We start from the raw sequence: 15,359 nt of genomic DNA on the forward strand, positions 1-15,359 counted from the left end.
AAATGAATAAGAAAGTCCTATTTATCCCGTTGGTGGCGTTCATGGTACTGGCGGGTATCTTCGCAACTCAGTTGGTTCGTAACCAAGAGGGTGACGATCCAACAAAATTGGAATCAGTACTAGTCGGTAAGCCTGTACCTGAGTTCCATCTAGAAGATTTGGCGGAGCCGGGTAAGCAATACGATCAATCGATCTTTAAAGGCGAACCTTTGCTACTTAACGTGTGGGCGACTTGGTGTCCAACGTGTTATGCAGAGCATAAATACCTAAACGAACTTGCTGGTAAAGGTGTGAAGATCATCGGTATGAACTACAAAGATGATCGCAATAAAGCTGTGGGTTGGCTAAACGACCTAGGTAACCCATACCTAATCAGCCTGTTTGATGGCAGCGGCATGCTAGGTCTAGACCTTGGTGTATACGGTGCTCCAGAGACATTTATCATCGATGCTAACGGTGTAATTCGTTACCGCCATGTTGGTGACGTAAACCCTCGCAACTGGGCGGAAAAACTAGAGCCGCTTTACACCAAGTTGGTTGAGGAGGCGAAGCGATGAGAAAGTTTATCTTAGCAGCATTGGCTGCAATGACATTCTCTCTTGCTGCCCACGCAGCGATTGAAGTGTATGAGTTTGATAACCTAGAGCAAGAGCAGCAGTTCAAAGAGCTAGGTCATACTCTACGTTGTCCAAAATGTCAGAACAACACTATCTCAGATTCGAATGCGGAACTGGCTCAGGACCTACGCCACAAAGTGTACGAAATGACCAAAGAAGGTAAGTCGAAAGATGAGATTGTCGACTACATGATTGCTCGTTACGGTAACTTCGTAACTTACAATCCTCCGTTTACCTTTGCGACTGCAATTTTGTGGCTTGGCCCGCTAGCAGTGGTATTAGGCGGTTTTGGTTTGATCGTGCTACGTAGCCGCAAGTCAAAAGCAAAAGCAGTTCAAGCAAGCAATGAGCAATGGGACGAAGAGAAAGAAGCGCGTCTCAAATCATTACTTGATGAAGAGAACAACGGAGATAAGAAATAATGACACTATTTTGGGTTTCAACCGTTGTTCTTACGCTTGTGGCATGTGCATTGATTGCATTGCCACTGCTAAAGCAAAAAGCCAACAACGATGAAGTGTTACGTGATGAGCTCAACAAGGCATTCTATAAAGACCGTCTATCTGAGCTTGCTGAAGAAACAGACGAAGGTCTGGTGGAAAGCGAAGACGATCTGATTTCGGATCTAAAGCAGTCGCTACTTGACGATATTCCGGGTGATAAAGCGCAAAAAGAAACCAAGGTTTCTCCTATTGCAGTCTTAATCCCATCGGTCATTCTGACAGTAGTTTTGAGCTACGGCTTGTACTACAAGTTTGGTGCATCTCAAGATGTGATCAAGTGGCAAGAAGTCAACGAGAACCTACCAGAGCTTTCTAAAAAGCTAATGTCTGCGTCATCTGAACCTTTGAGTGAAGATGAAATGGCCGACCTATCTTTAGCACTGCGTACTCGTCTGCATTACCAGCCTGAAGATTCAACGGGGTGGTTGCTACTAGGTCGTATTGCTTTGGCTAACCGTGACGTGACGACTTCTATTGATGCGATGGAAAAAGCGAACAAGCTAGAGCCCAAAGACCCTGATGTACAACTTGGTTACGCACAAGCTCTGATGCTTTCTCAAGACGAGATGGATCAAGCTACGGCTCGTTCTCTGCTGGGTAAACTGATGCAGCAGGATTACGTTGATCTACGTGTATTCTCGCTACTAGCGTTTGATGCATTTGAGCGTCAAGACTTCCCAGCGGCAATCAAATACTGGGGTATCATGCAGCAAATGATTGGTCCAGAAGATAGCCGCTACGAAATGCTAGGCCGCAGTATCGAAAGCGCACGCAAGCAAATGGGCGAAGCGGTTTCTCCAGACAAGAGTGTGGCAGTGACGATTAACGTTGCGCCAGAAGCTCAGTTGGATCCAAACGCGGTATTGATCGTTTCAATCCACCGTGCAGATGGTTCTCCGATGCCAGTTGCAGCTGCTCGCTACCCGTTAGGTACATTCCCTCGTACAGTGGTACTGGATGATGGTAATGCGATGATGGACGGACAGAAGCTTTCTTCTCTAGAGAAGCTGATGGTTCGCGTTCGTGTCGACTCTGATGGCAACGTGGCAACTCGTGACCAAGATTGGCACGGTGAGAGCGCTGTGGTTGATTTTGGTCAGCCAGTTGAAGTGATGATCGATAAGCAGTATCAATAAGCATAATCGTCTCTGATATTTGACACTTAGTGATTGCCATCTCTGTTTTGTGGTATGACTAGCAACTATCGAGTAGAATGAAAAAGGCCAGCGATTGCTGGCCTTTATTTATATACCCAAGTGACTTTTCTTTCGGTGCTTACCGTACTTATATCAAAAGGTTGCTTAGGTATATTAATAGTCGTTATGGAACGAAGAATGTATAACAAGGGTAAATCCATCTTCTTGTTACTGTTCGCAGTTGGACTGGTTGGCTGTTCAAGTGCGCCCGAGGAGGCAGTAACTGAAGAAAACGAAACGAATCAAACGACTTCTGATGCTTATGATCCATTAGAAGGCTTCAACCGTGCAATGTGGGACATCAACTACGATTACTTAGACCCGTATTTGGTTCGTCCGATCTCTCTTGCGTACGTTGATTACACACCAGTGCCGGTTCGTTCTGGTATCGCTAATTTCTTAGCAAACTTAGATGAGCCAGCAAGTGTGGTAAACAACCTTGTTATGGGTAACGGCACTAAAGCCGTTGATCACTTTAACCGTTTTTGGATTAACTCCACGTTCGGTATTTTCGGCTTGTTCGATATTGCAACGGCCGCAGGTATTACTAAGTACGACAACAAAGAATTCAGCAGCGTAGTCGGGCACTATGGCGTTGGTAACGGCCCATACTTTATGATTCCTGGTTATGGTCCTTATACGCTACGTGAAGTGACAGATACTGTAGATGGTATGTATGTACCCTTGTCTTACCTTAACTTCTGGGCTGGTCTTGGTAAGTGGGCACTAGAGGGCATGGAGAAACGTGCGCTATTGGTTCCACAAGAAGCACAGCTTGAAGCATCGCCAGATCCTTACGTGTTAACGCGTGATGTTTACCTACAGCGCCAAGACTTTAAAGCGGAAATCAACAATGTTGATGAAGTGGATGAAGACGAAGAAGCATACTTGGATGAGTACTTAGAAGAAGATTTTTAATCGCTTCAACAAATAGCAAAATAAAAAGGCTTGGTATTCACCAAGCCTTTCTTTTTATCGGTCACTTTCTTTTATCGATAAATAACGTTCAGTTTAGAACGTGTAGTTCGCTTGAACACCGATTAGCCATACGTTACCAGTTACTTCACCTGTAAACGCGCCACCTAGAAGAGCAGCTTCGTTATCAGACGCATCGCGAGGTTCACTGATAGATGCATCTTTAGCAAAGATGTAAGTGAAGCCTGCGTCTAGCGTTAGGTTTTTAGACCATTCGTAACCTGCACCAACACTTAGCCATAGACGATCAGTTTCTGGAATGGTTGTTGTGCGGTACTTGTCATCAACCGCTGACATGTCATAAGCAACGCCTGAGCGCAGTGTCCATTTTTGGTCAAGCTTGTAAGTAGTACCTACAGCAAAGCGGTAGTTGTCTTTCCAGTTTTCAGATTTGATTAGATCTGATTTCTCTGGGAAATCTGCCACTAGCTCTTTAAAGCTGCTCCAATCAGTCCAGTTAATGCTAGCGTGTACTGCTAGTTGGTCACTTAGTTGGTGGAAGCTTGCTAGTTCCGCTGTTGCTGGCAGTGTTAAGTCCATTGAGCCTGCTTTTTTAGCGTTAGGGTTGATTGGGTTGAATGCCCAGCCTGTTGCATGACCATCTAGTGTTAGGTCTACCGCTGATTTGTAAGCAAAGCCAAGGCGGTTGTTGTCATTGATTTGCCAAGCTGCGCCAACTTGCCAACCCCAAGCAGTATCGTCACCTTCCATGTATTTTAACGTTGTCTGCGGCTTTAAGTTCATAGAAGGAACTGCAGGGAAGTGATTTGGCACTGATGCACCAATGCTGCCGTCTGCGATGATGTAACGAATACCACCACCAATGCTTAGCGCTTCATTCAGTTTGTAAGCCGCGTTCAGGTTCGCTTCCATCGACGTTACGCTAGCTTGGTTCCCAAAGTTAGCCGCCGCGAAATCTTTACCTAGATCCGTTTCCATACCGTAGTTAGTACCAAACGCTAGACCAATAGCAAACTTGTCGTTGTACTGATGAGATAGGTAGAAGTTAGGGATAACAGCGTCGTGTGCAAAGTCATGTGAGCTTGCTGGAAGAGTAGCACCACCACCAACATGCATTTGACCATCAACATCTACATTTGGGTTTACGTAAATAGCGCCAACAGACACTTGTGTGCCTTCTAGGTAAGTTAGCATTGCTGGGTTACGCCATTGTGCGCTTGCGTTATCAGCCATTGCTGCTTCACCAGCGTATGCACGACCTAGACCAGTCGCAGAGTATTCTGCAAGTTGGAAACCTGCTGCGTTTGCAACGCCTGAAGTACTAAGTAGACCGAATGCCACTGCTGTTGATAGGAGAGTCTTGTTGGTTTTCATTGTAATGTTCGCTGAGTTATTTATAACGTGGAGCGAAAGTTTACGACTAGAGTTATTACTTTAAAAATGAAAAGCCAATAAAACAGTGTTTTCAGTCCTATAATCTAATTATATATAGATATACAGATGATCTATCTAACTGTAACGGCTGTGTGAAAAAGTTTCAGCGAACACCTGTGAGTTATAATTACGGCTTTTGATTACACGTGTGCGCCCAATTTTGGTGAATGGAAAATAATAGATAAGAAAAAAGGCTGGAATTCCAGCCTTTTATATAGAGAGTGCTTATATTAGCTTGTCGCGTAACGCTTAGAAGCTGCGGCTGTACTGTAAGCCGAATAGAATAGCATCTGCACGTGTTGTACCAGTGAAAGAGCCAGTTGGCGCACTTGTCTCTACAACATCTACATCTTTACCAACCAGATATGTAAAGCCAAGATCGATGTTCGAGCTTGAATCTAGGTGATAAGTGAAGCCACCAGAGAACCATTGACGATCAGAGTCAGGCACAGAAACTGATGTTAGGTCAGCTTGAGCACTTGTGTCGTACATGTAGCCTGCACGCAGTGTCCAATCATTATTTAGGTAGTAAGTACCACCAATAGCGTAGTGCCAACCATCTTGCCATTCGTACGGCTTGTCGTAGCTACCTGACAGTACCGAATCTTTTAGGTTGCGGAATTCAATTTGGTCGAATGTTCCCCAACCGATGTATTGGATGCTGTAGTGAACGGCAAACTTGGTATCTTGAATTTTGTGGTAACCAGAGAACTCTGCCATATCTGGTAGAGGTAAAGTAATCTTCTGGCCTTTGTCGTCTTTAGCTTCCATCTCTGGGCTGTAGCGGTAAGAGAAACCAAAGCGGTTGTTTTCGTCTAGTTCAAATACAGTACCCACATTGAAACCAACAGCCCAACCATCAGCACCATCTACATCTAGTAGAGGCATTGGTAGAATTTCTGCTTCACGTTTCATTGTACCTTGACCGTAGATTAGGTCGATACCCGCACCAAAGCTCCATTGGTCGTTTAGACGGTAAGAACCTGCTAGACCAAAGTTTGCGCTTTTCACATCTGTTAGGCCGCCGTACTCGCGAGCTGCAAAGCTGTCATCAAACTCAGTTTTAGTACCGAAGTTTGAGTATGCATTTACACCCCACGCAAATTTGTCATTAACTGGAACGATTAGGTGGATATTTGGTGCGATAGAAGTGTCACCTGCATCGTCGTAGTTAGATGATGTACCTAGAGGAGCTGTTACACCGCGGTACGTTGCATCTTTAACTTCAATCATTGAAGTAATGCTTTCAAAACCTAGCGACAGTTCCATTTTGTCAAATAGAGCCATTGCTGCTGGGTTACGAGCCATTACAGATGCGTTATCTGCAATGACTGCATCACCTGCGAATGCACGACCAATACCAGTCGCTGATTGTGCGTTTAGCTGGAAACCAGCTGCCATTGCTTGACCAGATGCCATTGCAACCGTCACTGCTAGGAGAGTCTTTTTAAACAGACGCGTATTCTGAGTCATTATTTATTCCTTATTAGTTTCGTCTCTTTGGACGATAAGTTGAGCTTTTGCTCAGTGGCGCAGATAGTAGTATTAAGAGTGGACCATACAAATCCGACCATTGGATAAATTTGAATAAAAATTGCAGAAATGATGTCTAAATGTCGGGAAATTGCACCTAAAGTGCATAATTTAGAGTTTTGACTCTAAACTCAATAGGTGGGGTGAATGTTTTACTTTGAACTTATAAACAAAAAGCCGCTAGATTTCGAAACTTAGCGGCTTTTTACTGTTTAGTATTGTAGTTTCGATGAAGTTCTTACATCGGTTCCATCATTGGAGCAAGTTTTGCTGCAATAGCATCGATGTCTTCACCGCTGTGACCAACAAGAATCATGCTGGCTTTACCCACAGGTTTCACAACACCACTCATACCATCTTTATCAAAGTCGACTTTCTGGTCGCTCTTCACATCAGTCACAAACATGGTGACTTTGCCTTCTTTACCTTGGAAGACGATATGAAGTGCATTATTCGACTCACCAAAGCCACAATGGTTTAGGTAGTAGACGTGGTATGGGAAATCACCGTTTAGCTGATAATGGAAAGGCATCATTTTCGCATTGACTTGCTTATTCGAAACATCTTCATCGATGTTGCGAACGAACGGCTCTTCCGCCACGACGTGTTTCATTGCAGTGTCTGCGAGGCTTGCTTGCGCTGGAGAAACAATAACGTTACCCCAATTAATTTGACCTACGAGTAGACCCGCAGTAAATGCAACTGATGCTGCTAATGTCATCGCTTTGCGAGCAAAGTTCGGTCTTACGATTTTCTCGTCATCTAGCGCACTCGATGTCTGGTTAAACAGAATTTTATCAGCAAGATCTTCAGGCACATCCACATTCATGGCTTGCTTAATCTTAAGGTCGAGATCCAAAACATCATCAGCAAACTTACTGTTAGCGTCGCTCTCAGCGAAAGCTTGCAGAATCTCTTCATCCTTCTGTTTTGGATCCGACAAAATACGACGACGAAATTCTAAATCATCCATTTTTTTGTCCTCTCTGAGTATCTTGAGAATCCAACATCTCTTTTAATTGATTACGTGCACGGAATAGGCGTGTCATTACTGTGTTTTTGTTTAGATCAAGAATGCTGCCGATTTCTTCTCCACTGAAACCGCCTACAACTTGAAGAAACAAAGGCTCACGGTATTCAACATCAAGCTTCATGATTTGAGCTTGAAGCCATTCCTGTTGATGATGTGGGTCATCGCTGACTTTAGCATCATTGCCATAGCAATCGATATCAACCAAATCAAATTGTTTACGTTCGAAGCGGCGTGCGTTTTCTCGTCTTAATATGGTGATAAGCCAAGATTTTGCTGCCTTTTCATCTTGAAGACTATCCAGTGACTTCCATGCGCGCAAACAGGTTTCTTGAACCAAATCTTCTGCAATCGCCTTGTCTTTGCATAACCAGTAAGCGTAACGATACAAGTCTCTGTGATAGCCCCGAACAAGAGCTTCGTATTTTCTTTGTCTGTCCATATCAGAGTTGACCGGACTGTTGGAATTTTTCTTTCCAAACATTTTAAATATTGCCACAGGAGCCTCCATCTTGCTCTGTGAGGTCATATATACCGATTGTATTTATGAACGATCCGACTACATCACGATGTAGTGTCGCAGCAGCACAATATACTTCTTCAATGATCAAGCACTTATTTGAAGTGATGATAAATTATTCTATATAGTTTTAATAAGCGCTTTCATGCAACTATTTTAGAGTGATCAGGACTCTTTCGTACTTTGATACGTTCAGAAACTATAAAATCACCATAAAATTGATCTATTTCAAAATCTGATGCAGTGAAGGGGCTATAGTACATCTTGTCATCTAGTTAGTCATTGACGACTAACATGTTGAGCAAGATGACACTTCCTTTTGAAGGCTGACTTTACTTTCTCCTAATCAGGAAACTGATTAATTTTACAATTGGCGTATGTTAATTGTTTTATAGATATTCCGACCACACAGTTTTGTGTGGTTTTTTTTTGCTTCAATTTTACCTTCCGCACACTTCTCCTCTGTTTTACTCACTATAGTTAATCATTCTTAATCGCCGAATAATCAATGAACTAGAGCAATAGATCTACTCGCTTCACGTTTATTTAAACGCACGTTTGATAAATTTAACAAACTGATTACAATGCATCAGGTCAGACCTCTTGTATTTAAGGAGAAACAATGGGCAAGCAGGAAGTGAAAACACGCCACGGTGAACGTGTTGCTATTGTCGCAGGGCTACGAACCCCCTTTGCTCGTCAAAGCACTGAGTTCAGCCAGGTGCCAGCGGTCGATTTAGGCAAAATGGTAGTGAGCGAAATGCTTGCTCGTACAGACATCGACCCGAAACTCATCGAACAAGTGGTATTTGGACAAGTAGTTCAAATGCCAGAAGCGCCAAACATTGCGCGTGAAATCGTACTTGGCACAGGAATGCACATCCATACTGATGCCTACAGCGTAACTCGTGCGTGTGCGACCAGTTTCCAAGCTGCAGTCAACGTGGCAGAGAGCATTATGGCGGGCAGCATTGATGTTGGTATCGCGGGTGGTGCGGATTCTTCATCTGTTCTGCCAATTGGTGTTTCGAAGAAACTTGCCGCTAACTTGCTTGCGTTAAGCAAAACCAAAACGTTGGGTCAAAAGCTCAACATTCTTAAAAAACTCAGCTTTAAAGATTTGATGCCAGTACCACCTGCGGTAGCTGAGTACTCGACGGGTCTTTCAATGGGTCAAACTGCTGAGCAAATGGCGAAGTCACACGGCATTACTCGTGCAGAGCAAGATGCTTTGGCGCACCGTTCTCACTCTCTAGCTTCGCAAGCTTGGAAAGACGGCAAGATCCAAGACGAAGTGATGACAGCTTTCCCAGAACCTTACAAAAAGTGGATCTCTGAAGATAACAACATTCGTCATGACTCTACATTAGAGGGCTACGCGAAACTGCGTCCGGCTTTCGACCGTCAATACGGCAGCGTAACAGCCGCGAACAGTACGCCATTAACCGATGGCGGTGCGGCGGTGATGTTAATGCGTGAAGGCAAAGCGAAAGAGCTGGGTATGGAAATACTTGGCTACATCCGCGGTTATGCATTCTCAGCCATTGGCGTAGAAATGGACATGCTGATGGGGCCAACATACGCAACAGCAAAAGTGTTGGAGAACACCGGTCTAGAGCTTTCAGACCTAACGCTTATTGATATGCACGAAGCCTTTGCTGCTCAAGCATTGGCGAACGTAAAGATGTTTGCTTCTGATAAATTTGCCCAAGAAAACCTAGGTCGCTCGAAAGCGATAGGTGAAATCGATATGGATAAGTTCAACGTCCTTGGCGGTTCCATTGCCTACGGTCACCCATTTGCCGCAACTGGTGCACGTATGATGACGCAAACGCTGCGTGAGCTTAAACGTCGTGGCGGTGGTCTTGCGTTGAATACTGCATGTGCCGCAGGTGGTCTTGGTGCAGCAATGATTTTGGAGGTTGAGTAATGAGCGAGCAAAAAGCATTTAGTCTAAAGATTGATGAGCAGAACATTGCTTGGCTAGCCATCGATGTGCCAAACGAGAAAATGAACACGCTGCAAGCGGCGTTTGCAGATGAGATGAAAGAAATTTTCGCTCAATTGAAAGACACCAGCGGCGTGAAAGGGATGATTATTCACTCCCTAAAACCAGATAACTTTGTTGCGGGCGCTGACGTTCGTATGCTTGAAGCGTGCACAACGGCGAGTGAAGCGGAAGCATTGGCTAAGCAAGGCCAAGACTTGTTCCAACAGCTATCTGATCTGCCTTATCCGGTTGTCGCTGCGATTCACGGTCCATGTCTAGGTGGCGGTTTAGAGCTTGCTCTAGCGTGTGACTACCGTGTGTGTACTGATTCCGATAAAACGCGTCTTGGTTTGCCTGAAGTGCAACTTGGTTTGCTGCCAGGCTCCGGTGGTACTCAACGTCTTCCGCGTTTGATTGGTCTATTACCTTCGTTGGATTTAATCCTTACAGGTAAACAACTGCGTGCAAAGAAAGCGAAAAAGTTGGGTGTGGTTGACGCATGTGTGCCAGAGACTGTCTTACTCGATGTCGCGAAGATGCATCTCGAAAAAGGGAAGAACAAAGGTAACAAGAAGCAATCGACAAAAGAGAAGTTGATGTCGGGCAGCGGTTTAGGTCGTAAGTTTGTATTCGAGCAAGCCGCGAAGAAAACCAATGAGAAGACCCGCGGTAACTACCCAGCAACGGTTGCGATTCTCGAAGTCATTCAGCACGGTCTTGAAAAAGGCTTTGCTCAAGGTCAAGAGCTCGAAGCGAAGCGCTTTGGCGAATTGGTGATGAGCTCAGAATCAAAAGCATTGCGTTCTATTTTCTTTGCTACTACTGAAATGAAGAAAGAAAACGGTGCGGAAGCCGAGCCTGCAACTGTCAACAGAGTTGGCGTTTTGGGTGGTGGTCTAATGGGGGCAGGCATCAGCCATGTTTCTGTTGCGAAGGCAAAAGTGCCAGTACGTATTAAAGACGTCAGCAATGATGGCGTGCTTAACGCGTTGAACTACAACTACAAGTTGTTCGAAAAGCAGCGTAAGCGCCGCATTATCTCTAAAGCGGGCCTGCAATCTAAAATGCTGCAACTGTCTGGTGGCATTGACTTCACAAGCTTCAACCATATTGATGTGGTTATCGAAGCCGTGTTTGAAGATCTTGACCTGAAACAGACGATGGTTGCGGATATTGAAGCGAACGCAAAACCAGAGACTATCTTTGCGACTAACACGTCTTCGTTACCAATTCACAAAATTGCAGAAAAAGCAGAGCGTCCAGAAAACATCGTCGGTCTGCATTACTTCAGCCCAGTGGAGAAAATGCCATTGGTGGAAGTGATTCCTCACGAAACCACGTCAGAAGAGACCATTTCTACCGTTGTTGCACTAGCGAAGAAGCAGGGCAAGACGCCGATCGTCGTGAAAGATAAAGCGGGCTTCTATGTAAACCGCATTCTTGCGCCTTATATGAACGAAGCTGCACACATCTTGTTGGCAAATGAGCCGATCGAACAACTTGATGGAGCGCTGCTCGACTTCGGTTTCCCAGTTGGTCCTATCACATTGTTGGATGAAGTCGGTGTGGATATCGGTGCTAAGATCATGCCGATCTTGGTTAACGAATTGGGCGAACGATTTAAAGGTCCAGACGTATTCGACACACTACTGAACGATGGTCGTAAAGGTCGTAAGAGTGGTAAAGGCTTCTACACCTACAAAGGTAAGAAGAAAGAAGTCGATAAGTCAGTGTACAAGCTATTGAACCTGACGCCAGAATCCAAGCTAAGCGACAATGACATTGCATTGCGTTGCGTACTGCCGATGCTCAACGAAGCCGTTCGCTGTTTGGACGACGGTATTATCCGTTCTCCACGCGATGGTGATATCGGTGCGATCTTTGGTATTGGTTTCCCACCATTCCTAGGTGGCCCATTCCGTTACATGGATCAATTCGGTTTGAAAGAGCTGGTTGAGAAAATGAATGAGTTTGCATCGAAATACGGCGATCGTTACGCGCCGTGTGATGGCTTACTCACTCGCGCGGGTGAAGGTCGTAACTTCTATGATTAATGGCTAGCGCTAAAAAGAGAAAGGCTTGCGTGATGCAAGCCTTTTTTGTATTTGAGGTTATGAGACATTATTTCTTTTTGTCTTTTTTACCCTTGTCGTGGCCTTTGCCTGGGTTGTCGTCACCATGAACGCTTGCGTTACCTTTGTGGTCTTTGTCATGCTTGCCTGATGAACAGTCATCAGACTTAATTGATACATTGTCACCATCAAGGCGCAAACAGTCGTCACTTAGCTCAAAATCATCACCTTTAATCGTGATATCAGCGTAAGCAGCAGGTGCAAGTGGCATTAGTACAGCAGCAATTAAAAGTAGCTTTTTCATGTATTCCTCGTGTTTGCGAATTTGTTGAACAAGGTAATTACAGCATAAACTAAATTACTACTTTTACCATTTTATGCCATTTCTACCATTCTTTCTCTCATCCGAGACCGAAGTCTTTCGGGCGTAGCTGAAACTCTTCTATCGAGCCAATTTCTAAACCAAGATTGATACGCGGTGCGTCCTCATGGGCGATGCCTTGTGAATGCATTACCAAACGATTAGCAGTACGAGGTTTAAGCTCATTGACTACGAAGCGAATCATGTCAGTGCGAGTTAACTCTTTAAGCTCTTCCAACACTTTTTCGCGCTGATTAAAGTCGGTGTCTTTGTTGCCAATTGCTACCCATAGGCGCTGCGCTCGCCCACGTAATGTAGTATCAGGCGTTGCAATTTGGTTCCACAATCCGCGTTTACTGCTGTGCCACTGGTATTCGTTGAGCTCTAACAACACCATGTAGAACGCATTTAAAAACTCATCGATTGAGGTAACCAGTTCGGCTGGTGCAGCATTCGGTGACTGTACATAAAGCACAATCCCCGGATGGCGGTTAAGTGGCATGTTCCCTGTACCAACCATGTAGCCTAACTGTTGTTTAGTTCGGATCTCGTGGAAGAAGGTTGCCGACATTAGGTGGTTTGCCAAGGAATAAAGTGCAATGTTACGAGGCGAGATGTCTTCGCATTGGTGATAAATCACTACAGCTGAGTCTTGCTGGTTACAGTTCACTTCGCGTTGGAAACTGCCGTTTTCACCCAGCATGACGAGTGGGCGAAGCGCTTCTTCGTAACGTTGTTCTTTTACACGAAGTGCGTCTTTCAATGTGTTTGCCATGTCATGAGCTTGCTGACGCTGCCAATCGCCATAAACAAACATTTCAACATGCAACTCGGCAAGAATCGATTCAACAAACACTGACAGCTCATCCACTTCAATCTCTTCCAATGCTTCAACCAATGTTGCGAATGGTGGATTGTTCGGTTGGAGTAGGCCTGTTAGTGCATTAAAAAGCTGTGAAATAGGACGATCTTGCGATGAATTTCGCCAATTGCGCAATAGTTGCTGCTTAATGGTCTCAAAGCGAGCAGGGCTAAACTCACGCGCAGCAAAGCGATGCAGAATCATTTCTAGCAGTTGAGGTAGTTTCTGGCTGAAGCCCGATAATGTCAGCGTGACGCCGCCTTGGTGAGCATACATGTTGTAACCCATGCCTGCGATTTCAGCTTGATACGTCTCTTTTGCCAGAGAATCGAGGAACATCTCAACACATAGTCGCGTTTTCACGATGTTTTTCGGTGATGCTACAGCGTGTGAACTATCGATAGCGACGTAAACGACACCTTTTGGTACTCGGAATTCATCGTCTTGCAAGTGCCATAAACGGAAGCCTTCTACATCTTCCACCAACTCCGGCAATGCTCCTCCGTTTTCAAACGGTTTTGGATCGAGTTCGTAGCAAATGTATGGGTTCTTTTCTGGAAGAACGAATTGCCAACTTGGGTCGATTTGTTGATAGAAACGGCGTTGTTCTTCGCTGAATGGCGTTACCGAGTAAGGCGTGAAGTACCACTCTGCGGTTTGGTTGTATTCCAAGCCTTTTGCTATCAATGTAACGCGAACATTTTCAACTGAAAGATACTGGAGTAATGAGCGTTGAAGCGCTTCATCATAGCCCGCCATTTTGTAGTCACCATAAACCGTGTCTTCCGGTTGATAATGCTGCATGTTGATCACTAGATGGCTGACCAAATCCATTGGGCGCGATGGCTCTTGGAAGCGAAAAGCAGATTCCAACACCGCTTGTTTTTCCAAGTAGCGCCACTCATCCATACCATCTTGTTTGATCATGGAGAGATATTGGAATACCGCTTGAACGATGTCATCGATATGGTCCAAGCCGTTCGGCGTCAGTGTGCAACTTACGGTGAAATCGCGGTAGTTACTGCCACTCGCACCGCCGCCTGCAGAAAGGGAGGTAATCCAGCCTTTCTCTTTGAGTTGAAGCATCAGACTGCCTTCACCTTCGTAACCCAACAGGTGAGCAAAGTAGGAGAGGGGCTTCACGCTATAGTGCGCGTCCATTCCCGGCATTGGGAACGTGAGAATCAGTTTACGGAATTCTTTAATTGGCTCGACTTGAACCAAGATGCCTGTGCTGTCTTCAGTACCAATAGGCACATCGATCGACTTGCCTTGTAGTTGGTGATTTGGAATGTCGGCAAACATGGTTTCTACCCATGCTTGCTGCTCATCAAGAGATTGCGGACCAAACAAAGTCAGCGTCATCAAATCGGCAGAATACTGTGAGTGGTGAAATTCAACTATCTCGTCGCGGATGGATTTGCCATCGCGATCGCCAAGTGTATCTAAGTTGCCGACAGAAAATTTTGAAAACGGGTGCTCTGGGTTGATGACTTCTTTGTTGACTTGATACAGACGGCGAGAATCGTCATTCAATTTGAGCTTGTATTCGGAGTCGACCGCTTGGCGTTCTTTGTCTAACGCTTCTTCGTTAAACAGTGGTGCGGTAAAAAATTGGCTGAAGCGATCAAGCGCAGTTTCAAAAGCAGTTGGTGTGACATCGAAGAAGAAACAGGTGTGCTCGGTGCCCGTCCAAGCGTTGTTGGTGCCACCATGTTGACTAATATAACTTTGAAACTCGCCCACTTTAGGGTATTTTTCCGTACCCAAAAAAAGCATGTGTTCTAGATAGTGTGCCAGACCTTGGCGATCCATCGGATCATCGAAGTGCCCAACGTTTACTGCTAGGGCTGCTGCCGACTGTTGAGCCGTGTCGGAATGAATCAGCAACACGCGCAGGGCATTACTCAATGTAATGTAGCGGTATTGATTTGAATCGTTTGGACTTAGGTGCACGATGCGTCTCCAGATTTCGCATTACAGTAATTATGATCCCCGAGCGGGGAGGCGCAAAGTTTGCGCTTCGACAAATACTGCTTGCCGCATTTTTGTTATTCGTAAGAGTACTGCATAAGCCCATCAGCAAATTGCTATGGGGTTCGAGCTATTCGAAGGAATGCACTGAGTTCATAACTTCATCGTAGAATGTGATGAACTGAGTATATTCTTTTTAATAGATTGTTAAGAAAGTCGCTATCTTTAGCAAGCGAATTGGTATAATGAACCGATAATTATATCAGTATTTTTGTTTCGACATTATTAAAGTTAGCCCGCTATCCGTATAAAGATAGCAGTCAACCTTTTG

General features: G+C 45.0%; 12 protein-coding genes. 6 read left to right on the forward strand and 6 right to left on the reverse strand.

Annotated features, from left to right (window positions below; genetic code table 11):
• The first annotated feature begins 2 nt into the window (after positions 1-2).
• The 4 genes from QTO06_RS00220 to QTO06_RS00235 all read left to right on the forward strand — a co-directional run bounded on the left by QTO06_RS00220 (position 3) and on the right by QTO06_RS00235 (position 3,234).
• The gene (locus tag QTO06_RS00220; protein ID WP_331406469.1) at positions 3-557 is read left to right on the forward strand and encodes a DsbE family thiol:disulfide interchange protein; all 555 of its coding nucleotides are present in this window, start codon (positions 3-5) and stop codon (positions 555-557) included.
• Entirely contained in the window at positions 554-1,039 is a 486-nt protein-coding gene (locus QTO06_RS00225; protein ID WP_005433110.1) for a cytochrome c-type biogenesis protein, read from the forward strand. Before QTO06_RS00220 ends, QTO06_RS00225 begins: the two co-directional genes overlap by 4 nt.
• Positions 1,039-2,256, forward strand: coding sequence for a c-type cytochrome biogenesis protein CcmI (gene ccmI / locus QTO06_RS00230; RefSeq protein ID WP_331406470.1), 1,218 nt, complete (start codon positions 1,039-1,041; stop codon positions 2,254-2,256). The genes QTO06_RS00225 and ccmI overlap by 1 nt, the downstream gene beginning before the upstream one ends.
• Positions 2,257-2,454: 198 nt before the next feature.
• Entirely contained in the window at positions 2,455-3,234 is a 780-nt protein-coding gene (locus tag QTO06_RS00235; protein WP_009707358.1) for an MlaA family lipoprotein, read from the forward strand.
• Between the two features lie 93 nt (positions 3,235-3,327).
• Here QTO06_RS00235 and QTO06_RS00240 read toward each other — a convergent pair whose 3' ends face one another.
• From QTO06_RS00240 to QTO06_RS00255, 4 genes are all read right to left on the reverse strand, one after another.
• The gene (locus tag QTO06_RS00240; RefSeq protein ID WP_331406471.1) at positions 3,328-4,626 is read right to left on the reverse strand and encodes an outer membrane protein transport protein; all 1,299 of its coding nucleotides are present in this window, start codon (positions 4,624-4,626) and stop codon (positions 3,328-3,330) included.
• 309 nt (positions 4,627-4,935) lie between these two features.
• The gene (locus QTO06_RS00245; protein ID WP_039842468.1) at positions 4,936-6,159 is read right to left on the reverse strand and encodes an outer membrane protein transport protein; all 1,224 of its coding nucleotides are present in this window, start codon (positions 6,157-6,159) and stop codon (positions 4,936-4,938) included.
• A gap of 298 nt (positions 6,160-6,457) precedes the next feature.
• Complete coding sequence (locus QTO06_RS00250) at positions 6,458-7,192, reverse strand: DUF3379 domain-containing protein (RefSeq protein ID WP_331406473.1); 735 nt, start codon at positions 7,190-7,192, stop codon at positions 6,458-6,460.
• Positions 7,185-7,760, reverse strand: coding sequence for a sigma-70 family RNA polymerase sigma factor (locus tag QTO06_RS00255; RefSeq protein ID WP_331406474.1), 576 nt, complete (start codon positions 7,758-7,760; stop codon positions 7,185-7,187). Before QTO06_RS00255 ends, QTO06_RS00250 begins: the two co-directional genes overlap by 8 nt.
• Before the next feature lie 631 nt (positions 7,761-8,391).
• On the opposite strand from QTO06_RS00255, the gene fadI reads away from it, so the two are divergent.
• Together fadI and fadJ are read left to right on the forward strand one after the other, a co-directional pair.
• Positions 8,392-9,699, forward strand: a complete 1,308-nt coding sequence (fadI, locus tag QTO06_RS00260; protein WP_005433092.1) for an acetyl-CoA C-acyltransferase FadI — start codon at positions 8,392-8,394, stop codon at positions 9,697-9,699.
• Positions 9,699-11,813 (forward strand): fatty acid oxidation complex subunit alpha FadJ, encoded by a 2,115-nt coding sequence (gene fadJ / locus QTO06_RS00265; RefSeq protein ID WP_331406475.1) that lies wholly within the window; start codon positions 9,699-9,701, stop codon positions 11,811-11,813. Before fadI ends, fadJ begins: the two co-directional genes overlap by 1 nt.
• Positions 11,814-11,880: 67 nt before the next feature.
• Here the strand turns inward: fadJ and QTO06_RS00270 are convergent, their stop codons facing one another.
• Together QTO06_RS00270 and QTO06_RS00275 are read right to left on the reverse strand one after the other, a co-directional pair.
• Positions 11,881-12,135 (reverse strand): hypothetical protein, encoded by a 255-nt coding sequence (locus tag QTO06_RS00270; RefSeq protein WP_009707352.1) that lies wholly within the window; start codon positions 12,133-12,135, stop codon positions 11,881-11,883.
• Between the two features lie 97 nt (positions 12,136-12,232).
• The gene (locus QTO06_RS00275) at positions 12,233-15,010 is read right to left on the reverse strand and encodes an insulinase family protein (protein WP_331406476.1); all 2,778 of its coding nucleotides are present in this window, start codon (positions 15,008-15,010) and stop codon (positions 12,233-12,235) included.
• Positions 15,011-15,359 lie beyond the last annotated feature (349 nt).

It is taken from the genome of Vibrio sp. M260121, from assembly GCF_036533715.1.
Lineage (GTDB): Bacteria > Pseudomonadota > Gammaproteobacteria > Enterobacterales > Vibrionaceae > Vibrio.